The organism is Nocardioides sp. NPDC057772 (genome assembly GCF_042798075.1).
Lineage (GTDB): Bacteria > Actinomycetota > Actinomycetes > Propionibacteriales > Nocardioidaceae > Nocardioides.
The window spans coordinates 1-25,318 of the sequence record NZ_JBHVKN010000062.1; the positions used below are offsets into that span (position 1 = coordinate 1).

The 25,318-nt window shown below is 69.6% G+C and carries 20 protein-coding genes; 6 read left to right on the forward strand and 14 right to left on the reverse strand.

What is annotated here, in order from left to right:
• From ACFVJS_RS12800 to ACFVJS_RS12830, 7 genes are all read right to left on the reverse strand, one after another.
• On the reverse strand, nt 1-1,347 hold a 1,347-nt coding region (locus tag ACFVJS_RS12800), incomplete at its 3' end, for a xylulokinase (protein ID WP_378880374.1).
• Nucleotides 1,348-1,533: 186 nt separating this feature from the next.
• On the reverse strand, nt 1,534-2,565 hold the full coding sequence (locus tag ACFVJS_RS12805; protein WP_378880377.1) for a LacI family DNA-binding transcriptional regulator: 1,032 nt from the start codon (nt 2,563-2,565) through the stop codon (nt 1,534-1,536).
• Nucleotides 2,566-2,608: 43 nt separating this feature from the next.
• Entirely contained in the window at nt 2,609-3,244 is a 636-nt protein-coding gene (locus tag ACFVJS_RS12810) for an endonuclease (protein WP_378880380.1), read from the reverse strand.
• Nucleotides 3,245-3,383: 139 nt separating this feature from the next.
• A complete protein-coding gene (locus tag ACFVJS_RS12815; protein WP_378880383.1) occupies nt 3,384-4,703 on the reverse strand; it encodes a TIGR01777 family oxidoreductase in 1,320 nt (439 codons plus the stop codon).
• 93 nt (nt 4,704-4,796) lie between these two features.
• The gene (locus ACFVJS_RS12820) at nt 4,797-5,945 is read right to left on the reverse strand and encodes an acyl-CoA dehydrogenase family protein (protein WP_378880386.1); all 1,149 of its coding nucleotides are present in this window, start codon (nt 5,943-5,945) and stop codon (nt 4,797-4,799) included.
• Between the two features lie 80 nt (nt 5,946-6,025).
• Nucleotides 6,026-7,204: an SDR family NAD(P)-dependent oxidoreductase gene (locus ACFVJS_RS12825; RefSeq protein WP_378880389.1), complete on the reverse strand. Its 1,179-nt coding sequence runs from the start codon at nt 7,202-7,204 to the stop codon at nt 6,026-6,028.
• An 18-nt stretch (nt 7,205-7,222) separates the two neighbouring features.
• Nucleotides 7,223-8,809 carry an alkaline phosphatase D family protein gene (locus ACFVJS_RS12830; RefSeq protein ID WP_378880392.1) on the reverse strand — a complete coding sequence of 529 codons (1,587 nt, stop codon included), beginning with the start codon at nt 8,807-8,809 and terminating at the stop codon, nt 7,223-7,225.
• 262 nt (nt 8,810-9,071) lie between these two features.
• On the opposite strand from ACFVJS_RS12830, the gene ACFVJS_RS12835 reads away from it, so the two are divergent.
• The 3 genes from ACFVJS_RS12835 to ACFVJS_RS12845 all read left to right on the forward strand — a co-directional run bounded on the left by ACFVJS_RS12835 (nt 9,072) and on the right by ACFVJS_RS12845 (nt 11,994).
• Nucleotides 9,072-10,001, forward strand: coding sequence for a LysR family transcriptional regulator (locus ACFVJS_RS12835; RefSeq protein WP_378880395.1), 930 nt, complete (start codon nt 9,072-9,074; stop codon nt 9,999-10,001).
• 9 nt (nt 10,002-10,010) lie between these two features.
• Complete coding sequence (locus ACFVJS_RS12840; protein ID WP_378880398.1) at nt 10,011-10,952, forward strand: alpha/beta fold hydrolase; 942 nt, start codon at nt 10,011-10,013, stop codon at nt 10,950-10,952.
• Between the two features lie 67 nt (nt 10,953-11,019).
• Nucleotides 11,020-11,994 carry a 2-hydroxyacid dehydrogenase gene (locus ACFVJS_RS12845; protein WP_378880401.1) on the forward strand — a complete coding sequence of 325 codons (975 nt, stop codon included), beginning with the start codon at nt 11,020-11,022 and terminating at the stop codon, nt 11,992-11,994.
• Here the strand turns inward: ACFVJS_RS12845 and ACFVJS_RS12850 are convergent.
• The 4 genes from ACFVJS_RS12850 to ACFVJS_RS12865 form a co-directional block, all read right to left on the reverse strand.
• Nucleotides 11,945-13,237 (reverse strand): hemolysin family protein, encoded by a 1,293-nt coding sequence (locus ACFVJS_RS12850; protein ID WP_378880404.1) that lies wholly within the window; start codon nt 13,235-13,237, stop codon nt 11,945-11,947. The genes ACFVJS_RS12845 and ACFVJS_RS12850 overlap by 50 nt on opposite strands.
• A 90-nt stretch (nt 13,238-13,327) precedes the next feature.
• On the reverse strand, nt 13,328-15,637 hold the full coding sequence (locus tag ACFVJS_RS12855) for an FdhF/YdeP family oxidoreductase (RefSeq protein ID WP_378880407.1): 2,310 nt from the start codon (nt 15,635-15,637) through the stop codon (nt 13,328-13,330).
• Nucleotides 15,638-15,662: 25 nt separating this feature from the next.
• Nucleotides 15,663-17,507 (reverse strand): BCCT family transporter, encoded by a 1,845-nt coding sequence (locus tag ACFVJS_RS12860; RefSeq protein ID WP_378880410.1) that lies wholly within the window; start codon nt 17,505-17,507, stop codon nt 15,663-15,665.
• Between the two features lie 146 nt (nt 17,508-17,653).
• Nucleotides 17,654-18,112, reverse strand: a complete 459-nt coding sequence (locus tag ACFVJS_RS12865; RefSeq protein WP_378880428.1) for a RidA family protein — start codon at nt 18,110-18,112, stop codon at nt 17,654-17,656.
• A gap of 133 nt (nt 18,113-18,245) precedes the next feature.
• On the opposite strand from ACFVJS_RS12865, the gene ACFVJS_RS12870 reads away from it, so the two are divergent.
• Nucleotides 18,246-19,499 carry an anthranilate synthase component I family protein gene (locus ACFVJS_RS12870; protein WP_378880413.1) on the forward strand — a complete coding sequence of 418 codons (1,254 nt, stop codon included), beginning with the start codon at nt 18,246-18,248 and terminating at the stop codon, nt 19,497-19,499.
• Between the two features lie 61 nt (nt 19,500-19,560).
• The gene (locus tag ACFVJS_RS12875) at nt 19,561-20,235 is read left to right on the forward strand and encodes a GntR family transcriptional regulator (RefSeq protein WP_378880416.1); all 675 of its coding nucleotides are present in this window, start codon (nt 19,561-19,563) and stop codon (nt 20,233-20,235) included.
• A 56-nt stretch (nt 20,236-20,291) separates the two neighbouring features.
• On the opposite strand, the gene ACFVJS_RS12880 is transcribed toward ACFVJS_RS12875, so the two are convergent.
• The 3 genes from ACFVJS_RS12880 to ACFVJS_RS12890 all read right to left on the reverse strand — a co-directional run bounded on the left by ACFVJS_RS12880 (nt 20,292) and on the right by ACFVJS_RS12890 (nt 23,777).
• Nucleotides 20,292-21,458 carry an FAD-binding oxidoreductase gene (locus tag ACFVJS_RS12880; protein WP_378880419.1) on the reverse strand — a complete coding sequence of 389 codons (1,167 nt, stop codon included), beginning with the start codon at nt 21,456-21,458 and terminating at the stop codon, nt 20,292-20,294.
• A 19-nt stretch (nt 21,459-21,477) separates the two neighbouring features.
• Nucleotides 21,478-22,728 (reverse strand): SRPBCC family protein, encoded by a 1,251-nt coding sequence (locus tag ACFVJS_RS12885; RefSeq protein ID WP_378880422.1) that lies wholly within the window; start codon nt 22,726-22,728, stop codon nt 21,478-21,480.
• A 266-nt stretch (nt 22,729-22,994) separates the two neighbouring features.
• Nucleotides 22,995-23,777 carry an IclR family transcriptional regulator gene (locus tag ACFVJS_RS12890; RefSeq protein ID WP_378880424.1) on the reverse strand — a complete coding sequence of 261 codons (783 nt, stop codon included), beginning with the start codon at nt 23,775-23,777 and terminating at the stop codon, nt 22,995-22,997.
• A gap of 241 nt (nt 23,778-24,018) precedes the next feature.
• Between ACFVJS_RS12890 and fdhA the strand changes: the two genes are divergently transcribed.
• A complete protein-coding gene (gene fdhA, locus ACFVJS_RS12895) occupies nt 24,019-25,230 on the forward strand; it encodes a formaldehyde dehydrogenase, glutathione-independent (protein ID WP_165109768.1) in 1,212 nt (403 codons plus the stop codon).
• Nucleotides 25,231-25,318: the final 88 nt, after the last annotated feature.

The window sequence follows — 25,318 nt, forward strand, 5'->3', positions numbered from 1 at the left end:
GCCGGTGGCCGCGGCGAGCAGCCGCTGGGCGACGCCGGCGGTGCGGAACAGGCCGCCGTGGGCGAACATCGCGTCGATCTCGACGCCCTGGTCGGCGAGCACGCGCATGCCGAGCGCGAGCGTCCCGAAGACGCCGTAGACCTGGGCGCGCGCGAACCCGGCGAGGTCGAGGCGGCTTCCGGGGGTGCGTACGAACAGCGGGCGGCCCTCGTCGAGGCCGGTGATCGGCTCGCCGGCCAGATAGTTGTAGGCCAGCAGGCCGCCGCCGTCGGGCGAGCCCTTCAGCGCCGCGGTGAGCAGAGCGCCGAAGACGGCGTCGGGCTCGCAGGGGTGGCCGAGCGCGGCCGCGAACTCGCCGAAGACCCCGGCCCAGGCGTCGAGCTCACTGGCGCCGTTGTTGCAGTGCACCATCGCGACCGGGTCGCCGGCCGGGGTGGTGACGACGTCGATGGCGTGGTGGACGGTGGCGAGCGGCTTCTCGAGGACGACCATCGCGAAGATGGAGGTGCCGGCGCTGACGTTCCCGGTGCGCTGTGCCACCGAGTTGGTGGCGACCATCCCGGTGCCGGCGTCGCCCTCGGGCGGGCACAGCGGGACGCCGGGCCGGAGCGTGCCGGTCGGGTCGAGCAGCGCGGCACCCTCGGGCGTGAGCCGGCCCGCGTCGGCGCCGGCCGGCAGGACCTTCGGAAGCAACCCCTCGACACGAAGCCCGGGGCGCTTGGCGGCCGCGAGATGACTGGTCTGCTCGAGCATCCGCTGGTCGTAGGTACCCGTGGCCGGGTCGATCGGGAACATCCCGGAGGCGTCGCCGACACCGAGCACGTGCTCGCCGGTCAGCGCCCGGTGGACGTAGCCCGCGAGGGTGGTCAGGGAGGCGATCTCGGGCAGGTGGGGCTCGTCGTCGAGGATCGCCTGGTAGAGGTGGGCGATCGACCAGCGCAGCGGGATGTTGGTGCCGAGCGTCTCGGACAGCTCGGCGGCGGCCACCGCGGTGTTGGTGTTGCGCCAGGTGCGGAACGGCACCAGCAGCTCACCGGCCTCGTCGAAGGCGAGGTAGCCGTGCATCATCGCCGAGACGCCGATCGACCCGAAGGTCGATGGCCGGGTGCCGTAGCGGCGCTCGACCTCGTCGCCGAGGGCGGCGACGGCACCCTGGACACCAGCCCAGACCGCCTCGAGCGAGTAGGTCCACAGGCCGTCGGCGAGCTCGTTCTCCCACAGGTGGGAGCCGGTCGCGACGGGCGCGTGGTCGGGCCCGATCAGGCACGCCTTGATGGTGGTCGAGCCCAGCTCGATGCCGAGCGCGGTCTCTTCGAGGTCAGGCAGCTGCCCTGCTCGCTGCGTCATCACGGCTCCGTTTCTGCCCGACGGCTCGGGGTGGGGTATGGCGTGATGTGAACGCTAACATATTGCGCGCGGGTTACCGATGTGTTCCTGCCGAAGCGTCACCCCCGTCGGCCGAAGCGTCACCCCCGTCGGCCGAAGGGGCAACGTCGTGCCCACTCGGCCGACCTAACCGACGTCTCGGCCGACCTAACCGACGTCTCGGCCGGGAGACAGCGGCGCGGCAGAGGAGCGCACGACGAGCTCTGGCTCGAGCAGCGGCGGCACCTCGACGGTCCCGTCGGCGATGGCCTTGGTGGCCACCTCGACGGCGAGCTCGCCCAAGGACGCGAAGTCCTGCCGGACGGTGGTCAGCGGCGGCCAGAGGTAGGCGGCGTCGGGGACGTCGTCGAAGCCGACGACGCTCACGTCCTGAGGAACGCGACGACCGGCCTCGTGCAGTGCCCGGATCACCCCGAGCGCCATCGAGTCGTTGGCCGCGAAGACCGCGGTGACCGACGGATCGCCGGCGATCAGGGCGCCGGCCTCGTAGCCGCTCCTGCTCGACCAGTCACCGAAGATCTCGGGACCCGGCTGCGCGTCGGCGTCGCGGAGCGCGGCCAGCCAACCCTCGCGGCGCTGCCGGGCGTCGATCCACCCGACCGGACCGGCCACGTGGGCGATGGTGCGGTGACCGAGGTCCAGCAGATACTGCGTGGCCAGCACGGCCCCGGCGCGCTGGTCGATCCCGACCGAGCGCACCCCCTCCGGCGGGTCGCTGTGGATCATCACGACCTCGACCGTGGACGCGATCTGGGCGACCAGGTCCTCCAACGACTGGTGCGAGACGCCGAGGAGCACAGCCTCGACCGCGTCGTCGAGCAGCGCCTCGATCGCCCCCTCCGCCGAGGTCGCGTCCAGGTGCGGAACCGGGCTCAGGATGATGTCGTAGCCGGCCCGCTGGCCGGCCTGGTACACCGAGGCGGCCAGGGTGCCCGGACCGTACAGGTGCGGCTGTGAGTAGAGCAGGCCCAGTCGTCCGGACCGCCGCGTCACGAGCGCCCGCGCCGACTTGTTGCGCCGGTAGCCCAGCTCCTCGATCGCCGCCAGCACCCGCTCACGGGTGTCGCCGCGTACGGCGTCGGAGCCGTTGACCACCCGGGACACGGTCTGGTGCGAGACCCCTGCCCGGGCCGCCACATCCGCCATGCTCGGCGCGTTCTTCGACTCCCCGTGAACCATGCGGTGATCCTAAGCGGGATCACCCCGGGCGTACGGGAGGGCCTCAGCTCTGCTGGAGATCGGGAAGTCCGTGGCGAGCTCGGGTGAGCGCGGCCGCGAGCGGGGCACAGCGCCCACCGGGAGCCAGCGACGCGAGCTCGTCGGGGTCTCCCGGCAGGCCGAGCTCCCGCGCCTGGTCGAGGAGCGGGTCGTCGAGGAAGGGCGACAGCTCGGGCCACACGTCCTGCACCTCGCGGCAGAAGATGCGCGCTCCCACCGGACCGATGCGCGGCGACTCGGTGAGCGCGTCGATCAGCGCGTCGGCATCGTCTCGGGACTCCGGACGGAGCCGACGGAGGTCACCGCGGTAGTTGTCCAGCAGCCATTGAGCCTGCTCCGCCAGCTTGGTCGCGGTGCTCTCGTCGTAGCGGCGGTAGTGCGCGCGGCCGAGCGCGTCCACGCGCTGCTGCCAGGTCGAGTCGAGCAGCCGTTGCGGCGTACGCCATCCGGCGGCCGACACCTCGCGCGCCGCCGCGACCGCGATGTCGGTCGAGATCCGGGTCGAGGAGAGCATCGCCAGGACGAGCAGCCGGTAGAGAGGGGACGGCTTGTCCCGGAGCCGGATGCCCGCCTCCTCGGCGTACGTCGTGCCGCCGGCGTCCAGCAGACGCCGCATCACGTCGCGCTCCCGATTGCTCACCGGTGTCGAAGTACCCAGCGCCGACCGGACGCATGCACCGCCCCTACTGAGTACGTCAGCGCGACCAGCTTCGAGTCCCGGAGGGATCATGCAGCGCGCTGCGCAAAGGCGTGGAGGTGTTGATCGGGGAGGCCGAGCCTCACCGCCCGAGCACGTGGCGCAGGGCCGCCTCCAGCGTGGGATGGCGGAACTCATGGTCGCTCCCGAGCGCGACCGGTTCGACCCGCTGGCTCGCCAGCGCCATCTCGCCGGCCCCCTCCTTGCCGAGCAGGAGGCGCGGACCGAAGGCCGGGGTGGGCAGCAGCGCGGGCCGGCGCAGCACGTGCGCGAGGGTCTGCGCATAGACCCGGCCGGTGACCGGCTCGGGAGCGACCGCATTGACCGGACCGTCCAGCGTCTCGTCGAGAAGCGCTCGGTGGTAGATGTCGACGAGGTCGTCGATGCCGATCCAGCTCAGCCACTGCTCGCCGCTGCCGAGCCGCCCACCCAGGCCGGCCGCGAAGAGCGGTCGCTGGAGCCGTAGCGCTCCCCCTGCCGGCGTCTGGACGATCCCGGTCCTCACGTTCACCACTCGCGCTCCGCCGACCCGGCTCGCTGCCTCCCAGTCGGCGACGACATCGGCGAGGAAGCCGCTGCCCCGTGACGAGGTCTCGGCGAGGACCTCGCCACCCCGGTCCGCGCCGTAGACCCCGATCGCGGAGGCGCTCACGAAGGTGCGTACGCCGCTGCGGGCCGCTGCCTCGGCGAGCCGTCGGGTCGGCTCGATGCGGGAGTCGCGGATCGCCGCCTTGTGCGCCTCGGTGAAGCGGCCCGCGATGGACGCCCCGGCCAGGTGGACGACCGCGTCGACACCCTCGAGGAGGTCCGGCGCGGGCGCGGACGGGTCCCAGCGACGCTCGTCCTCCCCGGTCGGCGCATGCCGCACCAGCCGGATCACCCGGTGCCCACCCGTGGTGAGGAACGGGACCAGGGCCCGTCCGACGGTCCCGCTCGACCCGGTGACCGCGACGGTGAGGCTCTTGCCGGATGCGTACGTCCGGTGGTGGGCGGCCAGGTCGGCGGTCAGCTGCGCGTGGCGGTAGCCGAGCATCCGGTCCACCATCTTCCCGAGCACGTTGGTCTCGATCCGGTCGGTGACCAGCGTGGCGTCGCCGTCGGCGGCGAACTCGTGCCGATGGGTCCACGACAGCGGCCGCAGCGAGGCGAGCCGGTCGGTGAACAGGTGTGGCGGGTCATAGGCATCAGGGTCGTGGCGGGCCACCCAGTCGACGCCGCGGCCGAGCGAGAGCACCGCCGTGCCGTCTGCCAGGTCGGTCGCCTCGACCCGGACCTCCCCCGGCGTCCACGGCGGCATCAGCCGGTGGATCGCTCCCGGGCGCCGATGCCACTCGAACACCTCCTCGAGCGGCGCCTCGACGCGTGTCGTCAGCGAGTGGACCCGGACCAGCGGCGACGTCATGCCTGCAGCCTTGCGTGGATGGGCCCGGCGTACAACCTCTCTGGTCAGGTGTCGATGAAGTCGGGGCGCGAACCACATTCGCACGCGCCGAGGTCATCCGTGGAACTGCTTCACCATCTGCTTGGCGATGATCAGCTTCTGGATCTCGCTGGTGCCCTCGTAGAGGCGGAACAGCCGCGCGTCGCGGTAGAACCGCTCGACCGGCACCTCGCGCATGTAGCCGAGGCCACCGTGGATCTGGACGGCGCGGTCGGCGATCCGGTCGACCGCCTCGGTGCAGAACAGCTTGCACAGCGACGGCGCCATCCGGCGGTCGCTGCCGTCGTCCCAGCTGCGGGCGGCCTCGAGCACCATCGCGCGACCGGCGTACGCCTCGGTGCGGCTCTCGGCGAGCATCGCCTGGATCAGCTGGAACTCGGCCAGCTTCTGGCCGCCCTGGCTGTTGGTCGTGGCATGGCGCAGGCTCTCCTCGATCAGCCGGTCGGCCAGCCCGACGGTCATCGCCGCGATGTGCAGCCGGCCCTTCGCCAGCGAGCGCATCGCGGCGGAGAAACCCTCCCCCTCGACCTCGCCGACCAGGTTCTCGGCGGGCACTCGGACGCTGTCGAAGAAGATCTCCGACGTCACGGATCCGCGTTGGCCCATCTTGTGGTCCTTCGGACCGATAGTGACGCCGGAGGTGTCGGTCGGGACCACGAAGACCGAGATGTTCTTCGCGCCCTCGGCGAGGTCGCCGGTGCGGGCGAAGACCATGAGCAGGTCGGCCCAGATCGCGTTGGTGATGAAGCGCTTCTGCCCGTTGATGACGTACGCATCACCCTCAGGCACAGCGCGCGTGCGGAGCCCGCTCGGGTCCGAGCCGGCCTCCGGCTCGGTCAGCGCGAAGGACGCCACCAGCTCGCCGCTCGCCAGCCCGGGCAGGTACTCCTGCTTCTGTCGCTCGGTGCCGCAGTTGACCAGCACCTGACCGGCGATGCCGTTGTTGGTGCCGAACATCGAGCGGAAGGCCGGCGTGGTCCAGCCGAGCTCCATCGCCAGCCTGACCTCCTCCGACATGGTGAAGCCGAGACCGCCGTACTCCTCGGGGATGGCGTAGCCGAACAGCCCCATGGCCGCAGCCTGTTGCCGGAGCCGGTCGGGGATCTGGTCGGTCTCCTCGATCTCGTCCTCTGCCGTGACGACCTCCTTGCGGACGAACGCGCGGACGGCGTCGAGGATCGAGGCGAACTCGTCGGGCTCCATGGGTGCTCCTTCGTGGGGGGGGAGGTCGAGGTGTAGGACGAGTATGTCGGCGAAACCGATCGACCACGCGACGAACGGCCTCAGCCCTCGGGGTGGCCGTCGTAGGTGCGGATCTTGTAGTCGGTGGTCTCCAGCGCGAGGGTGAGCTCGCGGAGGCGGCGCCTGATCCGGTCGCGCTGCTCGTGCATGATCTGCCGGCGCTCGGGGATCGTGCTCGCGCCCTCCTCGACGAGCGCGATGTACCTGCGCAGGTCGCGCATGGTCATCCCGGACAGGCGCATCCGGGTCAGGAAGACCAGGCGGCGCAGGTCGTCGGCGGCGTACTCGTGATAGCCCGAGGAGTTCCGCGCCGGGAGCACCAGGCCCTGCTGCTCGTAGTAGCGGAGCGTGGGTGCCGGCACGCCGACGAACTCGGCGGCCTCGGCGATGCTCATCGGCCCGGCCGCCGCGTCGATCGCAGCATGGTCCTGCAGGCCCTGCTGATAGACGCGGGTGAGGTTGCGGACCGCCTCCGCCCCGAGCGGAAGCCGCAGCGGCGCGTCCTCGGCCTCGAGCATCTCGCGGATCGCGGCCGCGGCGCTCGCCGGGTCGCCCTCCTGGATGCCGTCGGCCTCGGCCATGTTGGCACGGACCGCACCGACCACCACGTCGTACGTCTCCTGCTGCCGCGCCGTCCGAAGCACCCCGGTCGCGTTGAACTCCGTGCGGAACCGGCTCGGCTCCACGATCAGCACCCGGATGCCGAACGGCGCGACCTCCCCGGCGAGCGCCTCCGACCAGCCCTCCAGCGCGAACTTCCCGGCCGAGTAGCTGCCGACCGCGGGGAAGGACATCCGGCCGCCCTGGCTGCTCATCTGCACGATCGCACCCGAGCCGCTCGCGCGCATGTGCGGCAGCACGGCCCGGACGTACGCCGCCGGCCCGAGCAGATGCTGGTCGAGCATGTCCCGCAGCTCGGCGTCGGTGACCTCCTCGGCGGTCCCGACCTGGCCCGCGCCGGCGTTGTTGACGAGCACGTCGACGCCGCCGAAGTCCTCGACCGCACGCCGCACCACCGCGGCCGCGCCCTGGACGTCGCGCACGTCGTGCTCGACAGCCACCAGCCGATCCCCGTACCGCTCCTTCAGCGCGTCGAACCGGTCCGCACGCCGCGCGGTGCCGAGCACTCGCTCGCCACGCTCCAGCGCGGCCTCGGCCAGCGCCCGGCCGAGACCCGAGCTCGCGCCGGTGATGATCCATGTCCTGGTCGTCGTCTCCATGGCCCCGACGCTAGAGATTCAAGCGCGCTGGAAGGCAAGCCCCGGAGGCGCCAGCTCGACGGAGTGGGCGACCGCGCCGTCGATGTCTCGCAGACGGACCGTCATCACTCGCGACTCGCCGTCGATGCTCACCTCGCCGAAGTACTGGTAGCCGAACCCGGGGTTGCTGACCTCGAGGGAGGGTGCGCCCTTCGAGAAGACGACCTCGGGGCCGAAGGTGCTGTCGACCGGGTTGGGCTCGGGCTCGACCCCCACCGCGGCGTTGAGCGGCCCGGAGACGAACTCCCAGAACGGGTCGAAGTCGGTGAACGCGGCACGCGAGGGCTGGTAGTGGTGCGCCGCGGTGTAGTGCACGTCGCCGGTGAGCCAGACCATCCCGCCGATCCGGTTCCGCTTGGCGTACGCAAGGAGCTCGGCGATCTCGAGCTCCCTGCCGAGCGGGCTGCCGTGGTCGCCCTGGGCGAGCGCCTCGATCGCGGTGCCGTCCGGGACGACGAGACTCAGTGGCATGTCCGCGGCGAGCACCTTCCACGTCGCCCGCGAGGCCTTCAGCTGCTCCTTGAGCCAGGCGAGCTGCCGGCGACCGAACACGCCGCCGTCGCTGACCGTCTCCCGGCCGGGCGTGTTCGGGTCCTTGTAGGACCGCATGTCGAGCACGAAGACGTCGAGGAGCTCGCCGTAGCGCTGGACCCGGTAGATCCGGCCGTCGTCGCTGCGAGTGCGGGTCGGCAGGTATTCGTGAAAGGCCTGCCGGGCGCGGGCGGCGAGCACGTCGACCCGCTTCTCGGTGTAGCGAGGGTCGTCGAGGATCTCACCCGGATACCAGTTGTTGATGACCTCGTGGTCGTCCCAGGAGTTGATCTGGGCGACCTCGGCGTTGAACCGACGCAGGTTGTCGTCGAGCAGGTTGTAGCGATAGTTGCCGCGGTACTCATCAAGGGTCTCGGCGACCTTCGACTTCGCCGGCGTGACGACGTTGCGCCAGACGGTCCCGTCGGACAGCGGCTTCTCGCTGGGGATCACGCCATCGGCGTAGATCAGGTCCCCGGAGCAGAGGAAGAAGTCCGGGGAGAGCCGTCGCATCGACTCGAAGATCCGGTAGCCACCACGCGAGCGGTCGATGCCCCATCCCTGGCCGCCGAGGTCGGCGGACCACACGAACCGGATGTCGGAGGCGCCGGTGGGTGACGTACGGAACCGTCCGACCTGCGGCTCTCCGGTCAGGGTGTCGTCGTCGGGATCGGCGAGGACGACCCGGTAGTGGACCTCCTGGCCGGCCGGCAGTCCCCGCAGGAGGGTCTTCCCGGTCAGGTCGGTGCGGGGGTCGAGCACGGGGCCACGCACGCGACGAACGCGCCGGAACGTCTCCGTCGGACTGACGTCGACATACATCCGGGCGACGCGGTCGGCGCGAGCCCAGACGACGGCGGCCGAGGCCGACACGTCACCCGACTGGATGCCGTCGGTGAGCATCGGACGTCCGGACCGCGCCAGCAGCGGCGTAGCGGCGGACCGAGCGGGAAGGAAGAGGGTGGACCCGGCGGCGGCTCCTCCCAGGAGGAGCGAACGGCGACCGAGAGGACCGAGGGGCGAGGACGCAGGCATGGCGACTCCGTACGGATGAGGGGGACGTGAGAGGTGCGGTCGCGAAGAAGCCGACCAGTGCCCGGTGTCGTGCGGATGAACCAGCCGTCCGACCAACCCGAGCGGACCGCCTCGACGGGCTCCGGACGCGACGGATCAGCCCTGCTGACCTGCTCCGATTGGTTTCCGGCATCGCTCGATCGAAAGACCCGAACGGTTCATCGGAGCGACACGCGCCATTGATCGACGCACGCCACGCTCGTCGTGGATCCTAGGAGGCGAGATGGACACCAGGCTGTTGGAGTCGTTCCTGGCGATCGCCGAGGAGCGGCACTTCGGACGTGCGGCCACCCGGCTGCACCTCGCCCAGCCGACCCTGAGCCAGCACCTTCAGCGTCTCGAGCAGTCGGTGGGCACAAAGTTGGTCGAGCGGTCCTCGCACACCGTGGAGCTCACCGACGCGGGCCGCGCCTTCGAGCCGAACGCTCGTGCCGTGCTCTTCCACCTCAGCAAGGCCACCCGCTCCGCCCGCGACGCCGCCGAGGGCCATCTCGGGTCGCTCGCGATCGGATTCAACTTCGCCGCGGCGCACCACGTCCTCCCCGGCACGCTCCAGCGGCTCCGGCACGAACACCCGGGCGTACGCGTCCATCTCGAGGAGCTCCGCTCCGGCCCTCAGCTCACGGCGCTGTCAGCCGGCCGACTCGACGTGGGCCTGCTCTACGGACGGCCCGCCGCTCCGGATCTCCGGTCACGCAGCCTGATGTCGCTGCGCCTGTGCGGCGTCGTCGGCCCGAAGCACCGCTGGGCCCACCGCCCGGCAGCGCCGTTCATGGAGCTGGCCCGGAACCCGTGCGTGATGTTCGACCGCGGCCAGTCCCCCGCCATGTACGACGTCATCCAGCAGGCCTCGGCCGAGGCGGGCATCGAGCTGGACGTCGCCGAGGTCACGGACGACCCGGCGGCCACCGGGATCCTGGTCAGAGCCCACCAACTGCTCGCCTTCGCCTCAGAGTCCCGCGCCGTCCAGTTCGCCCGTTCCGGTAGCGGCCTGACCCCGGTCCGTCTCCACAGCCCCGTCCCCATGGTGGACCTGCACGTCGCCTGGCGTGCCGACAACGACGCTCCGCTCGTGAGCCTGTTCCTCGAAACCCTCGAGGCTTCGCATACGTCGTGGCGAAGCCGCAACATCCTTGAAACCCACGGCGGCTAGCGTGCAGTCATGACGCGGGCGATCGTGGAGGAGTCGCGGGAGATCCACGGCTACAGGCGGGCGTACCGCATCGGCGGCGAAGGCTCCGCGATCATGTTCATCCACGGGATCGGCGACAGCTCACGGACGTGGGACGAGGTGCTGCCCCTGTTCGCCGAGAACCACCTCGTGATCGCCCCCGACCTCCTCGGGCACGGCGACTCCGACAAGCCGCGCGCCGACTACTCGATCGGCGGGTTCGCCAACGGCATGCGCGACCTTCTGGCCGTGCTGGACGTGGAGCGGGTCACCCTGGTCGGCCACTCCCTCGGCGGGGGCATCGCGATGCAGCTCGCTTACCAGTACCCACATCTGGTCGAGCGGATCGTGCTGGTCTCCAACGGCGGCTCCGGGCGTGGCGTCTCGGCCTGGCTTCGACTGGCGAGCCTGCCGCTCGCACCGGAGCTGCTCACGCTGCTGCGGCTGCCGTTCTCACGCACCGGGTTCTCCGCCTCCCTCGCTCTGCTACGCCGCCTGGATCACGACCTCGGCGTCGACGCCACCGACCTGGCCCGGATCTTCGACGCGCTGCCCGACGCCCGCTCCCGCCAGGCCTTCGCCCGGACACTGCGCTCGGTCGTCGACTGGCACGGCCAGGTCGTCACGATGCTCGACCGTAGCTACCTGGTCGAGGACATCCCGACGCTGATGATCTGGGGCGACCGTGATGGGGTCATCCCGTTCCGACATGCCGGGCAGGCGCGGCTGGCGATGCCGTACGCATCGCTCGACGTGTTCCGCGGCGCCGGCCACTTCCCGTTCCGGTCCGACCCCGGGCGCTTCGTGATGACGGTCGAGCAGTTCGTACGCCGCACCGAACCCGCCACGTGGGACCAGGAGGCGTGGCAGAAGCGGCTGCGCACCGGCCCCGAGCCGGGATCCGACGCGCCACGGCATCGAACGATGCCGTGACGATCTTGGACGCGTGTCGCGATCGCTACCTAGCCTCGAGAGGGTCACCCGAACGACAGGAGAACCCGTGAACCGCCGCATCCTCCAGGTGGGACCGCTCAAGCCGTCGCTGGCCGCGACCCTCATCGAGCGCTACGACGCTCTCGTGCTGCCCGAGGACGACACCCGGGCGGCTTTCCTCGCCGAGCACGGACCGTCGATCGGCGCCGTGGTCACCACCGGCCGCACGGGCGTGACCGCCGAGCTGATGGCGCAGCTACCCTCGCTCGGCGCGATCGTGAACTTCGGGGTCGGTTACGACGCCATCGACGTCGAGACCGCCGTCGAGCGAGGCGTACTGGTCTCGAACACCCCCGACGTGCTGACCGACTGCGTGGCCGACACCGCCATCGGCCTGGCCATCGACACCCTGCGCGGACTGAGCGCCGCCGACCGGTTCGTACGCCGCGGCGACTGGCCGCGGGCCGGCAATTATCCGCTGACCCGCAGGGTCTCTGGAAAGCGCGTCGGCATCCTCGGCCTGGGCCGGATCGGCCAGGCGATCGCGACCCGCTTCGAGGCGTTCGGCTGCCCGGTCTCCTACCACTCCCGTCGCGAGGTACCCGAATCCCCCTACACCTACGCCGCCTCCCCCGCCGAGCTCGCCGCCGACGCCGACATCCTGGTGCTCGCCACCTCCGGCGGCAGCGGTACGCAGCACCTCGTGGATCGCAAGGTGCTCGAGGCGCTCGGGCCCGAGGGCTACCTCATCAACATCGCGCGTGGCTCCGTGGTCGACCAGGACGCGCTGGTCGAGCTGCTGCTCGAGGGCGGCATCGCCGGCGCCGGGCTGGACGTCTACACCGATGAGCCCGAGATCCCCCACGAGCTGATGACGCTGGACAACGTGGTGCTCCTCCCCCACCTGGCCAGCGGCACCGTCGAGACCCGGGCAGCCATGGAGCAGCTGACCCTGGACAACCTCGACCGCTGGCTCGCCGACGGGACCGTGCTCACTCCGGTGCCGGAGGCGGCGTCTCGGGGTGCAACGCAAGCTCGGTGACCCGGTTGCCGTTCCGGGCGGCCACCTCCAAGGTGGCGCCCGGGACGGCCAGCACCTCCCCGACCTGCGGGATGTGGCCGAGTCGCGAGATGAGGTAGCCCGCGACGGTCTCGTAGCCGCCGTCCTCCAGCTCGATCCCGGTCGTGTCCGCGAAGTCCTCGATGGTCATCGCGCCGTCGATCCGGGACAGGTCGCCGTAGTCACGGATTCGCGCCTCGCCGTGGTCGTACTCGTCACGGATGTCGCCGATCATCTCCTCGACGAGGTCCTCGAGGGTCACGATGCCGTCGGTGCCGCCGTACTCGTCGACGACCACCGCCAGGTGGGTGCCGCCCTCGCGCATGGTGGCGATCGATGGGATCACCCGTTTGCTCCCGGGCAGCGCGAGCACCGGCCGGCAGACGTCGCGGATCGTGCGCTGGTCGGTGGCGTCGACACCGAGCAGGTCACGGACATGCAGGAAGCCGAGGATGTCGTCGAAGCCCTCACCGGTGACCGGGTAACGGGAGTAGGGCAGGTCGCGGACCGCCTCGGCCGCCTCGGGAAGCGGCATCGAGGCCGTCATGAAGGTGACGTCGCCACGTGGGCGCATCACCTCCTTCAACGTCGTCTCGGTGGTGGCGAAGACGTCGCGGAGGATCCGGCGTTCGTCCTCCTCGAGGTCCCGGTTGGTCGAGACCATCTCCCGCAGCTCCTCCTCCGAGACCTCCTCGGCCGCGGCCTTCGGGTCGCCGCCGAGCAGACGTACGACGGCGTCGGTGGAGACCGAGAGCAGCCAGATCACCGGCCGCATCACGCTCGCGAACCGGTCCAGCACCGGCGCCACGGCCAGCGAGATGCCGGCGGCCTTCTGCAGCGCCAGCCGCTTGGGCACCAGCTCGCCCAGCACCAGGGAGAGATAGGCGATGAACAGGGTCAGCACGATCAGCGCGACGGTCTCGGCGAGCGCCTCCCCCAGACCGAGACGCTCGAGGTAGGGCGCGACGTCCGGAGCGATCGTCGACCCGCCGTAGGCCGCGGAGAGAAAGCCCGCGACGGTCACCCCGATCTGCACCGCGGCAAGGAAACGGTTGGGGTTGCGCGCGACCTCCGCCACCCGCGCTCCACGAGACCCCTGCCTCTCCATGGCCGCCAGCTGGCTCTCCCGCAAGGACACGAGCGCCAGCTCGGTCGCGGCGAAAACACCTCCGACCAGCACGAAGACCAGCACCAGCCCGAGTGCGAGGAATGTCTGACTGTCCATCAGGCCCGCTCACCCCTGATCTCGATCCAGGATGAGCGGTTGGAACTTCGAGGCCTCTTCACGGGTACGAATCTACAGCCATGGCGCGCATCAGCCAGAAGCCGCTCCGGCCCGCTCGAGCCGAACCACGACACCCTTCGACGTCGGCGTGTTGCTCCCCTCGGCGACGCTGTCGAGCGGCACCAGGACGTTCGTCTCCGGATAGTACGCAGCCGCCGACCCCCGGCTCGCCGGATAGGCGACGAGGGTGAACCCCGGTGCCCGCCGCTCCACACCGTCCTCCCAGACCCCGACGATGTCGACGCGGTCGCCGTCGGCGAACCCCAGCTCGGCGATGTCGGCCGGGTTGACCATGACGATGCGACGAGCATGGTGGATGCCGCGATAGCGGTCGTCCATGGCGTACGGGATGGTGTTCCACTGGTCGTGGGAGCGCAGCGTCTGCAGGATCAGATGCCCCGGAGGGGCCTCCAGCCAGGTCAGGTCGTTGCGGGTGAAGACGGCCTTGCCGCTCGGCGTGCGGTAGAGGCCGGAGTTGACCGGGTTCGGGAGCACGAACCCCTTCGGGTCCTTGATCCGCTCGTTGAAGTTCTCGAACCCCGGCACCACCCGGGCGATCCGGTCGCGGATCCGGGCGTAGTCGGCCTCGAAGTCCGCCCAGCGGATGCCGTGACGGTCACCGATGGTGGCCCGCGCGATCCGGGAGACGATCGCGACCTCGCTGAGCAGGTGCTCGGAGGCCGGCTCGAGCTTGCCGCGGGTGGCGTGCACGGCGCTCATCGAGTCCTCGACCGTCACGAACTGCTCACCGCTGGCCTGGACGTCGATGTCGCTGCGGCCCAGGGTGGGCAGGATGAGTGCCGTCTCACCGACCACCGTGTGGGATCGATTGAGCTTGGTGGAGACCTGGACGGTCAGCCGACAGCTCCGCAGCGCGGCCTCGGCGACGTCGCTGTCCGAGATCGCCCGGACGAAGTTGCCGGCGACGCCCATGAAGACCTTCGCCCGCCCGTCCCGCATCGCCCGGACTCCCTCGACCGAGTCATACCCGTGCTTGCGCGGCGGCTCGAACCTGAACTCGGCGCGCAGCGCGTCGAGGAAGGAGTCCGGCACCTTCTCCCAGATGCCCATCGTCCGGTCGCCCTGCACGTTGGAGTGGCCGCGGACCGGGCACACCCCGGCACCGGGCTTGCCGATGTTGCCCCGCAACATCAGGAAGTTGACCACCTCACGGATCGTCGGCACCCCGTGCTTGTGCTGGGTCAGCCCCATCGCCCAGCAGACGATGACCGACCGGCTGGCCAGCACCTGCTCGTGGACCGCCTCGATCTGCTCACGGGTCAGCCCGGTGGCCTCGAGCGCGTCCTCCCAGGTGATCGTGCGGGCGTGCTCGGCGAAGGCGTAGAACCCGGTCGTGTACTCCGCGATGTACTCCCAGTCGAGCACGCCGCCGCCGGCCTCCTGGTCAGCCTCGAGCAGGAGGCGGTTGAGCATCTGGAACAGCGCGAGGTCGCCACCGGCTCGGATCTGCAGGAACTGGTCGGCGATCGCGGTGCCGCGGCCCACCACGCCGCGGGCCTTCTGGGGGTTCTTGAACCGCATCAGACCCGCCTCGGGCAGCGTGTTCACCGCGATCACCTTGCCGCCGCGCTGCTTGGTCTCTTCCAGCGCAGACAACATCCGCGGGTGGTTCGTGCCCGGGTTCTGGCCGACCACGAACACCAGGTCCGCGTTGTAGATGTCCTCGAGCTGGACGCTGCCCTTGCCGATCCCGAGCGTCTCGTTCAGGGCCGTGCCGCTCGACTCGTGGCACATGTTCGAGCAGTCCGGCAGGTTGTTGGTGCCGTACGCCCGGGCGAAGAGCTGCAGCAGGAAGGCGGCCTCGTTGTTGAGCCTGCCCGAGACGTAGAACATCGCCTCGTCGGGAGAGTCCAGGCCGTTGAGCTCCTCACCGATGGTCCGGAACGCGTCGTCCCAGGTGATGGGCTCGTAGTGGGTCGCCCCGGGCCGCTTGACCATCGGCTCGGTCAGCCGGCCCTGCTGGTTGAGCCAGTAGTCCGACTTCTCGTCCAGCTCGGCGATCGAGTGCTGCGCGAAGAACTCCCGCGTCACCCGACGCGACGTCGCCTCGTCGGCGATGTGCTTGGCGCCGTTCTCGCAGTACTCGTTCTTGTGCCGGTGCCCGGGCTCCGGCCACGCGCACCCCGGGCAGTCCATCCCACCGGCCTGGTTGAGGTTCAGCAACGTCAACGCCGTACGCCGCACCGATGTCTGCGTCAGCGAATACTCGATCGCCTTCCGCACCGCGGGCACGCCCGCGGCCCAGGTCTTCGGCTCGGTGACGCTGAGCGCGTCCACCGGATCCTCCACGGAGTACGCGCCGTTCGCGTCTCGCTTCACCACAACCGCTCCTTCGCGACTCGTGCTAGCTGGCCGACCTGGGCAGCTCGGCCTTCCCGTCGGCCTCCTCGGCCAGCTCGTCGAGCTCATCGGCCAGCTCCTCGGCCAGCTCCTCGGCCAGCTCCTCGACCGACTCGTCGGCGGGCGCATCCGGATCACGGGAGACCCTGATGACGAAGTCGTCACCGTGCTCCGAGACCCCGTAGACGACGGCCTGCTCGACAGCCTTGGAGGCGTACTGGGCACGGACGACCAGCGGGTCCTCCCGCAGGTCCTTCACCAGGGCGACACACAACCCGACCATGACCAGCACGAACGGTACGGCCGCGACGATCGTGACGGTCTGCAGCCCGCTCAGTGCGTCGGAGCCGCCGACCAGGAGCATCACCGCTGCGACGGCACCGGTGGCGACACCCCAGAAGATGACGGTCGGCTTGCCCGGCTCGATGGAGCCACGCTCGGAGAGCGTGGCCATGACGATCGAGGCGGCATCCGCACCCGAGACGAAGAAGATCGCGACCAGCACCATGACCACGACACTGGTCACCGTGGCGAGCGGGAAGGACTCCAGCGTGGTGAACAGCTGCGTCTCCACACCGCCCGCACCGGCGATGTCGACGCCGCCCTGCTGCAGGTCGATGGCCGCACCACCGAAGATGGCGAACCAGGCCAGGCTGACCAGCGACGGGACCAGCAGCACACCGATGACGAACTGTCGGATGGTGCGGCCGCGCGAGATCCGGGCGATGAACATGCCGACGAACGGTGTCCAGGAGAGCCACCAGGCCCAGTAGAAGACCGTCCACCCCGACAGCCACGACGCGGTCTCGGACCCCTCTGCCGACGTACGCGCCGACATCATCGCGACCTCTTGGAAGTAGCTTCCGACGCTGGTGGGGACCAGGCTCAGGATGAACACGGTCGGACCGGCCACGAAGACGAACAGCGCGAGCCCGACGGCCAGCACCATGTTGGTGTTCGCCAGCCACTGGATCCCCTTGGCCACGCCGGAGACCGCGGAGAGGACGAATCCGACAGTGAGCACCGCGATGATCCCGACCAGGATGCCGTTGCCGGTGCGGCCGAGACCGCCGACGATCTCGAGGCCGCTGCGGATCTGGAGCGCCCCCAGCCCCAACGACGCCGCCGACCCGAAGAGCGTCGCGAAGATCGCGAGCATGTCGATGACCTTGCCACCGGCCCCGTGGGCGTGGCGCCCGAGGAGCGGCTCGAACACCGCGCTCAGGAGCAGACCGCGACCCTTGCGGAAGACGCTGTACGCGATCGCCAGGCCGACCAGGGCGTAGATCGCCCAAGGGTGGATGCTCCAGTGGAAGAGGGTCGTGGCCATCGCCGTCTGGATCTTCTCGGCCTCCCCCTCGCCGACCGCACCCGGCGGCGGCGAGACGAAGTGGCTGACCGGCTCACTGACGCCGTAGAAGATCAGGCCGATCCCCATGCCGGCGCTGAACATCATCGTGATCCACGAGACCGTCCGGAACTCGGGCTCCTCGCCGTCCCGGCCGAGCGGGATGTTCCCGAACTTGCCGAACGCCAGCCACAGCACGAACCCGACGAAGGTCGACGCCGCGGTGACGAAGAGCCACCCGAGGTTGGACATCACCCAGGACAGCGACTTCCCCGAGACCGACGCCAGGGAGTCGGTGCTGACGAATCCCCACACGAGGAACGCGACCGCGATGACCGCGGTCACGCCGAAGACGACGCGGTCGAGGCCGCCGGCGTTCTTGGCGGGCTCCTCGGGCGGACAGTCGAGGGCCGGATGGGTGGCGGTGCCGTTCTGTCCGACGGACTTGTGGCGTGGCGACGCTTCTGGCGAAAGGTCTCCGTTGCCGGTAGATGATCTCATGACGCACTCCGATCGAGAGCTCTTGGGATGAGCAGCATCTGTCGGTGCCATCGAGGCTCCGGGTGGCGGCACTTCAGTGGGGCGCTACGCGGGCAGACGCTGATATACTAGTCACCTTATATGTGATGCATCACACTAGGCAAGGGTCAGATCTGGACGACGAGCTCGAGCTCGACCGGTGCGTCCAGAGGCAGTGCCGAGACCCCGACCGCGGAGCGCGCATGCCGCCCCGCCTCGCCGAACGCCGCACCCAGAAGCTCCGAGGCACCATTGGCGACCAAGGCCTGGTCGGTGAACAGCGGGCCGGAGGCGACGTACGCCACGACCTTGACGATGCGCTTCACCTGCCCGAGATCGCCGGTCTCGGACCTGATCGCCGACAGAGCGTTGATCGCGCACCATTGCGCACATGCCTGGCCATCGGCCAGCCCGAGCGTGTCGCCGATCCTGCCGGTTGCGAGCAGCTTGCCGTCGCGGATCGGCAGCTGGCCCGACGTGAAGACGAACGCCCCGGCGCGAACCGCGGGGACGTGGGTCATGAGGGGCGGCTCGATCTCGGAGACGGACAGGCCGAGCTCGGCCAGCGCGGCGCCCGGAGCGAGCACCGCAGCACTCGCCCTCCGGTGGCCCAACAGCCGCAGAACCCTGCCCGCTCGATCCGACATGACCGAGAGACTAACACTGATATACTAGTTGTCGATACTGTGACTTTCAGAAGGCCGGTTCATGATCCAGGCGATGGCAACGACCACCGAGGAGCGGTTCGCCGAGATGGCGAGCACCCATCCGCGGTGCTTCTGGCTCGACGCGGGCCCCGGGGACGGGGCGACCCGAGGGTCGATCATGGGTGCCCTGCGCGACGAGGACGTCTCACTCACCTACGACGCCGCCCGCCGCCAGGTGCTGCGGCATCGCGGCGGGGAGGCGAGCCCGGTCGACGGGGACATCTTCACCATCCTCGAGGACGAGCTCGCCCGCACCTCGCCCGACGAGATCTGGGTCGGCTACTTCGGCTACGCCTGCCGTCCCGACCTGCCGGCCAGAGCGGACCACCCAGGCGAACGCTCGATGCCCGACGCGGTCTGGATGCGTACGCGGCACGCGACGGTCGAGGCGCCGCCGGCACGCACGGCCGGCCGGGCGCGGCACCGGCCGGCGCGACACGCCCGGGACACCCCGGCCGCCTACGTACGCGCCTTCGACGAGGTTCAGCGAGAGCTCCGGGCCGGCAACACCTACGAGGTGAACCTGACCCACCGGGTCCAGGTGCAGGACGACGTCGACCCGGCGGTCGCCTACCTACGGCTCCGCGACCTCAACCCCGCCCCCTACGCCGGCTTCATCCAGCATCACGGCTTCCGCCTGCTCAGCTCCTCCCCCGAGCGCTACGCCACCATCGACGCCGACCGGATGATCGAGACCCGCCCGATCAAGGGCACCACCCCGCGCGGCGCGACACCCGCCGAGGACGAGGCACTCCGTCGCGATCTGGCCTCGAACCCCCGGTTCCGCGCCGAGAACCTGATGATCGTCGACCTCCTCCGCAACGACCTGGCGATGGTGTGCGAGCCCGGCTCGGTCTCGGTGCCGTCGCTGATGGCGGTCGAGTCCTACGCCTCGGTCCACCAGCTCGTGACGACCGTGCGCGGCCGGCTGCGCGACGACGTCAGCAGCATCGGAGCCCTGCGTGCCCTCTTCCCCGCCGGCTCGATGACCGGCGCACCGAAGCTGCGGACCATGGAGATCATCCGCGACGTCGAGTCCACCGCCCGTGGGGTGTACTCCGGCGCCTTCGGCTGGATCGCACCCGACGGCCGGGCCGACCTGGGCGTCGTGATCCGGAGCCTCACCACCACCGGCGACGGCACCTGGGAGCTCGGCACCGGTGGCGGGATCACCGTCCACTCGACCGCCCAGGACGAGTACGCCGAGACGGGCTGGAAGGCGGAGCGGCTCCTGCAGGTGTTCGGCACGCCGCTACCCGGCGACTGATGTATCAGACTAGGATGGCAAAAATCGCACAGGCCACGACGGACAAGTGGGGCACGACTCGATGACGGTTGACGAGATCCTGGCAACGACGGCGAATCCGCCCGCCAGCTCACTCGCCGAGCAGGCCTACCTCTACATCCGCGATCGCCTGGTGATGCTCGACATCCGGCCGGGGGCGCCGATCAACGACGGTCAGATCGCCGCGGCCATCGGCATGGGCCGCACCCCGGTCCGCGAGGCGATCAAGCGCCTCGAGGCCGACCACCTGGTCCACTCCTTCCCGCGCCGCGGCACCTTCGCGACGACCATCGACGCGACCGAGCTCAGCGCGATCGCCGAGATCCGGCGCCAGCTCGCGCCCTACGCCTCCCGCGCCGCCGCCGAGCGAGCGACGGCGCAGCAGCGCGAGCAGATGCGCGCTCTCGCGGCCCAGATCGGCAAGGGCCAGCTGGGCGACGGCGACCGCACCGCGCTGATGCAGATCGACAAGGCCGCCCACGGCCTGATCTACCGGTCGAGCGGAAACGCTCACCTCGAGGACATCCTGATCAGGTACGACAACCTCGCCATCCGGATCTGGTGGATGGTGATCGACCGCCTCCCCGACCTGGCCCACCACGTCGTCGAGCAGGCGCAGCTCCTCAACGCGGTGGCCGACGGCGACGCCGACCGGGCCGAGAAGCTCACCCTCGAGCACATCGGCGGCTTCGAGCGTGAGATCCGCCAGGTCCTCTGACACCCGGTGGCTGCCGGATCGGGTCACCGACCCGACAGCCACCGGAGCTGTGTACTTCAGCAGTCCAGCTGGATGTCACCCAGCGGCTTGGAGCAGCAGATCAGCACCTTGTTGTTGGCGACCTCCTTGGGCCGGATGCCGCCGTTGTGCTTCATGTCGACCTCGCCGGCGAGCATCGACACCTTGCAGGTGCCGCACATGCCCTGGCCGCAGGCGGACATCGGACGCATGCCGGCGGCGATCGCGGCCTCCAGAATGGTCTGGTCCGGACCGCAGGTGATCATCTTCCCGCTGCGCGCGAACTCGACCGAGAACCCGGCAGCAGCCTCCTCCTCGGCATCCTGCTCGATCGGCGGCACCGCCGTCGGGGCAGGAACCTCGGGAGCGCCGAAGTCGAAGCTCTCCTCGTGGTACTTCTCCATGTCATAGCCGAGCTCTTCGAGCAGCGACTTCGCGGCGGCCATGTAGCCGGCCGGACCACAGATGTACGTCTCGCGCTCGTTGAGGTCGGGCGCCAGGATCTCGAGCACCGGCTTGGAGATGCGGCCCTGCAGCCCCATCCACCGCTCCGTAGGGGCGTCGCCCTCACAGATCTCCGCCACCCGGAGGTTGGGCATCAGACGTGCCATCGCCTCGAGCTCGCCGCGGTAGATGATGTCGGCCGGCGTACGTGCGCTGTGCACGAAGAGGATGTCCGCCTCGGAGCCGAGGTCGTACAGCGTCCTCGTCATCGACAGCACCGGGGTGATCCCGCTTCCCGCCGAGAGGAAGAGGTACTTGGGCGCGTCCTCCTCCGGCAGGACGAACGCACCCGCCGGGGCGTGCATCGAGATCCAGGTGCCGGGCTCGAGGTTGTCGTGGAGCCAGTTCGACACCACGCCGTCAGGAACCCGCTTGACCGTGATGGCGAGCCGGTCGGGCCTGGTCGGCGGTGACGCGATGGTGTAGCAGCGCGTCATCAGCTCGCCGTCGATCTCGACCCGGATGGTGATGAACTGGCCCGCCTCGAAGTCGAAGGGGCGCCGCTCGGGGGTCGTGAAGACGAAGGTCTTCACATCATGGGTGACCGCGAGCACCTGGCTGCACACCAGGTCCATCACGTCGCTCTCGGCCCAGCAGGGCTCGAGCATCCGCTTGCTGCGAACGGGCGCCGGGCGGCCGTTCTGCAGTCCGAAGGAGTTCGGCTCCGACACCTTCGGGATGTCGGTCTCGATGATGGTCATATCTCCTCCCGCGCTCCGACTAGGCGTTGGCTTGGATGCGTTGGACGTACCAGGTGACGAATGCATCGACCTCACCCTCGACCTCTGAGTACGGACCGGGTACGTAGCCAGGGTCCGTCACCCCTCGCTGGGTGCCCTCGACCAGGACGCGGTCCTGGTCGTTGGTGGCACGCCAGACGGAGGTGAGCGACTCGACCGAGTAGTCGACGCCTTCGACGGCCTCCGGGTTCACCAGCCAGGTCGTCCGGACCAAGGTCCGGTCGACGGCCAGCGGGATCACCGAGAAGACGACGGCGTGGTCACCGAGGAAGTGGAACCACGAGTTGGGCTGCATGTGCAGCGACAGGTCGCCGAACCGCGGGTCCTCGATGGACCCCATCAGCTTCGCGCAGAGCTGCTGTCCGTCGGGGCCGAACGAGGCGCCGGCACCGTCGAGCGGCAGGTGGGAGATCTGAAACCCCGTCGCCTTGCCCTCCAGCTGGCAGACGTCCCCGTTCGGGAAGCCGATCGCCTCGCGGGCCTTCTCCAGCTCGGCCTGTGCCTCGAGGTAGCGCTCGAAGACCTGCTGCAGGCGAGGCGGCACGTCCTCGGCGTCGTAGCGACTGATCGGGAAGTACGCGGTGAGCAGCTCAGGGTGGGAGGCGTCGCAGTGGTGACACTCGCGGTTGTTCTCCATCACCAGCTTCCAGTTGCCCTCCTCGACGATGTCGGTCTGGTGGGCGATCTTTGCCGAGGCGAGGCCATAGGGCTTCAGGTAGGGCTCGATGAGCTCACTGACCTCGTCGAAGTCGGCAGGCGGCTCGTCGGCCAGGCAGAGGAAGACCAGCCCGCCGACCGCACGCACGTTCACCGGCTTGAGTCCGAACTTGTCGTACTCGAAGGTGTCGGCCTGCGACTCGGCGAAGATCAGGCTGCCGTCGACCCGGTAGGTCCACTGGTGGTAGGGGCACACGATGTTGCCGATCGAGCCGCAACCCGACTCGAGCAGTCGAGATCCGCGGTGACGGCAGACGTTCCGGAAGGCGCGGACGTTCTCGTCGTCGTCGCGGACGACGATCACGGAGTGGGGTCCCAGGTCGACGGTGACGTAGTCACCGGGGTCCGGGATCTCCGCCTCGGCGACGGCGAAGATCCAGTGCTGACCGAAGACGAGATCGAGGTCCTGCTCGTAGATCTCCGGGCTCGTGTAGAAGGGCGCCTCGAGGCCGAAGCCGGCTGCTCGCTTGTCCGCCAGGGACGCCAGCTCCACAGGCGTCGTTTCGATGCTCATTCGCGTCACGTTGATGTCTCCCACGCTCAAACCGGGCAGATTCCGGGTTCAGATAACGGCGGCCCGCCAGACGACGGTGTTTCACTCTGCAAAACTGCTGCGCAGAACGCAACACGATTCTGCCGCGCGTTTCGAGAGCCTGTCAACGGGCCCGTGTGGATTCCCTCACAGATTTACGAGCGCTTTACGCCGCACGCGAAGCGGCCCGCATGCACTTGGCATGCGGGCCACTTCGCGGGCCGATTCGTCGCCTCGGCCGGGGCCGGTCACTCAGCCTTCGGGAAGCCGTTTCGCTCGGAGATCGCCGCTGCGGCGGCAAGCACGTGCTCGGCCAGCTCGGGCGCGTTCTCGGAGGTGATGCGGAACGACGGACCCGAAACCACCACCGCGGCGATCACGCCACCACCCAGAGATCGAATCGGCGCAGCCACCCCGGCGAGGCCGATCTCGTGCTCGTCGACGGAGTAGGCGTAGCCCAGCCTCCTCACCTCGGCGAGCTGCTCCTCCAGCCGCACCGGGTCGACCACGGTCTGCTCGGTGTAGCGCTCGAGCCCGCGCTCCAGGATGTGTCGACGTTCGTCCGGCCGCATCATCGCCAGGAAGACCTGGCCAGACGCGGTGGTGTGCAAGGGGCTTCTCTGTCCGACCCAGTTCACCGAGGTGATCTCGGCACTCCCGATCACCTGGTCGATCGTGATGGCCTCCTCACCGTCGTTGATGACGATGTTGACGGTCTCCCCGACCTCGTCGGCCAACGCCATACAGATCGGACGACTGGTGACCGAGAGGTCGTGCTTGCGGGTCGCGCCGGCGGCCAGCTGGATGACGCCGTAGCCGAGCTGATAGTGGCCGCGGCTCGCGTTCTGCTCCACCAGTCCGCGAGCCTCGAGGGTGGCCAGCAGCCGGAAGACCGTGGACTTGTGCACCCCCAGTTCCTCAGAGATCGGCGTGACGCCGACAGCACCCCGACGGGCGAGCACCTGGAGGATGGAGATGGCGCGGTCCACTGAGTGAACGGTCGTGCTCCGTGTTTCGCTCGTGTTGCTCATGCTGAAACAGTATGCCTCCCTGCCGGATTCGCCTCGTCACCCCTACTGCCGGGTAGGCGCGTCGCACACGACCGGGCACCACCGAACGCGACATGAAATCGGTCACATCAGGGTCTTGATGCCGATACCGTCGACGGTCTAGTTTGTTTCATATAGCGCTGCTGTTTCGCTATGAGAAACAACCCTGAAAACCTGAGTACGCCGGACGCCCCCGTCCCCGGGGGCAGGAAGAAGAGACGCCATGGCAGACAACAGAGTCGTCGTCTACAAGGGGCCGGGAGAGGTGGCCGTCGAGTCCATCGACTACCCGAAGCTGGAGCTCCCCCAGGATGTCGTCAGCGGTCTCGGCATCAAGCGTGCGGCACCGCACGCGGTGATCCTCAAGCTCGTGACGAGCAACATCTGCGGCAGCGACCAGCACATGGTGCGCGGCCGGACGACCGCCCCGGTGGGTCAGACGCTCGGCCACGAGATCACCGGGGAGATCGTCGAGATCGGCGACGACGTCCTCTTCCACGAGGTGGGCGACATCTGCTCGGTCCCGTTCAACATCGCGTGCGGCCGTTGCCGCATGTGCAACGAGGGCAAGACCGGCATCTGCCTCAACGTGAACCCGGCGCGGGCCGGCGCGGCCTACGGCTACGTGGACATGGGCGGCTGGCTCGGTGGCCAGGCTGAGTACGTCATGGTCCCGTTCGCCGACTTCAACCTGCTGAAGTTCCCGGACCGAGACCAGGCCCTGGAGAAGATCCTCGACCTGACGATGCTCTCCGACATCTTCCCGACCGGCTACCACGGCGCCTACACCGCCGGTGTCACCACCGGGTCGACGGTCTACGTGGCGGGCGCCGGCCCGGTCGGGCTCGCCGCGGCGTACTCGGCTCAGCTGCTCGGCGCCTCGACCGTCATCGTCGGCGACATGAACGCGGACCGGCTCAAGCAGGCAGCCAGCTTCGGGTGCGAGACCGCGGACCTGTCCTCCGGTGACGCCCTGGCGGACATCATCGACGACATCCTCGGCGAGCCGGTCGTGGACGCCGCCGTCGACGCGGTCGGCTTCGAGGCCCGTGGCCACGGCCGCGACGCCGCCGAGCAGCCCGCGACCGTCCTCAACGACATCATGGACGTGGCGCGGGCGGGTGCTTCCCTCGGCATCCCCGGCCTGTACGTCACGGGCGACCCGGGCGCCGTCGACGACGCCGCCAAGCAGGGCCAGATCGGCGTCCGCCTCGGCCTGGGCTGGGCGAAGTCGCACACGTTCGTGACCGGCCAGTGCCCGGTGAAGCAGTACAACCGCCAGCTGATGAACCTGATCCTCGCGGACAAGGCCCACATCGCCGAGGCCGTCAACGCGAAGACGATCAGCCTCGACGAGGCCCCGGCGGGCTACGCCGCGTTCGACCAGGGCGCCGCCACCAAGTACGTCATCGACCCGCACGGCATGGTGAGCTGATCCCGACCGGACAGGGCTTCGGGGTGACGGCTCGGGGCCTCGGGGTGACGGCTCGGGGCCTCGGCGTGAGCCCGCAGGACCCCGGACC

Excerpts from the sequence above, each read along its gene's own strand:
- ACFVJS_RS12805 (WP_378880377.1), bottom strand. The coding sequence starts at position 2,565 with ATGGTTCACGGGGAGTCGAAGAACGCGCCGAGCATGGCGGATGTGGCG.
- ACFVJS_RS12815 (WP_378880383.1), bottom strand. The coding sequence starts at position 4,703 with ATGACGTCGCCGCTGGTCCGGGTCCACTCGCTGACGACACGCGTCGAG.
- ACFVJS_RS12820 (WP_378880386.1), bottom strand. The coding sequence starts at position 5,945 with ATGGAGCCCGACGAGTTCGCCTCGATCCTCGACGCCGTCCGCGCGTTC.
- ACFVJS_RS12825 (WP_378880389.1), bottom strand. The coding sequence starts at position 7,204 with ATGGAGACGACGACCAGGACATGGATCATCACCGGCGCGAGCTCGGGT.
- ACFVJS_RS12830 (WP_378880392.1), bottom strand. The coding sequence starts at position 8,809 with ATGCCTGCGTCCTCGCCCCTCGGTCCTCTCGGTCGCCGTTCGCTCCTC.
- ACFVJS_RS12835 (WP_378880395.1), top strand. The coding sequence starts at position 9,072 with ATGGACACCAGGCTGTTGGAGTCGTTCCTGGCGATCGCCGAGGAGCGG.
- ACFVJS_RS12840 (WP_378880398.1), top strand. The coding sequence starts at position 10,011 with ATGACGCGGGCGATCGTGGAGGAGTCGCGGGAGATCCACGGCTACAGG.
- ACFVJS_RS12850 (WP_378880404.1), bottom strand. The coding sequence starts at position 13,237 with ATGGACAGTCAGACATTCCTCGCACTCGGGCTGGTGCTGGTCTTCGTG.
- ACFVJS_RS12860 (WP_378880410.1), bottom strand. The coding sequence starts at position 17,507 with ATGAGATCATCTACCGGCAACGGAGACCTTTCGCCAGAAGCGTCGCCA.
- ACFVJS_RS12870 (WP_378880413.1), top strand. The coding sequence starts at position 18,246 with ATGGCAACGACCACCGAGGAGCGGTTCGCCGAGATGGCGAGCACCCAT.
- ACFVJS_RS12875 (WP_378880416.1), top strand. The coding sequence starts at position 19,561 with ATGACGGTTGACGAGATCCTGGCAACGACGGCGAATCCGCCCGCCAGC.
- ACFVJS_RS12880 (WP_378880419.1), bottom strand. The coding sequence starts at position 21,458 with ATGACCATCATCGAGACCGACATCCCGAAGGTGTCGGAGCCGAACTCC.
- ACFVJS_RS12885 (WP_378880422.1), bottom strand. The coding sequence starts at position 22,728 with ATGAGCATCGAAACGACGCCTGTGGAGCTGGCGTCCCTGGCGGACAAG.
- ACFVJS_RS12890 (WP_378880424.1), bottom strand. The coding sequence starts at position 23,777 with ATGAGCAACACGAGCGAAACACGGAGCACGACCGTTCACTCAGTGGAC.
- fdhA (WP_165109768.1), top strand. The coding sequence starts at position 24,019 with ATGGCAGACAACAGAGTCGTCGTCTACAAGGGGCCGGGAGAGGTGGCC.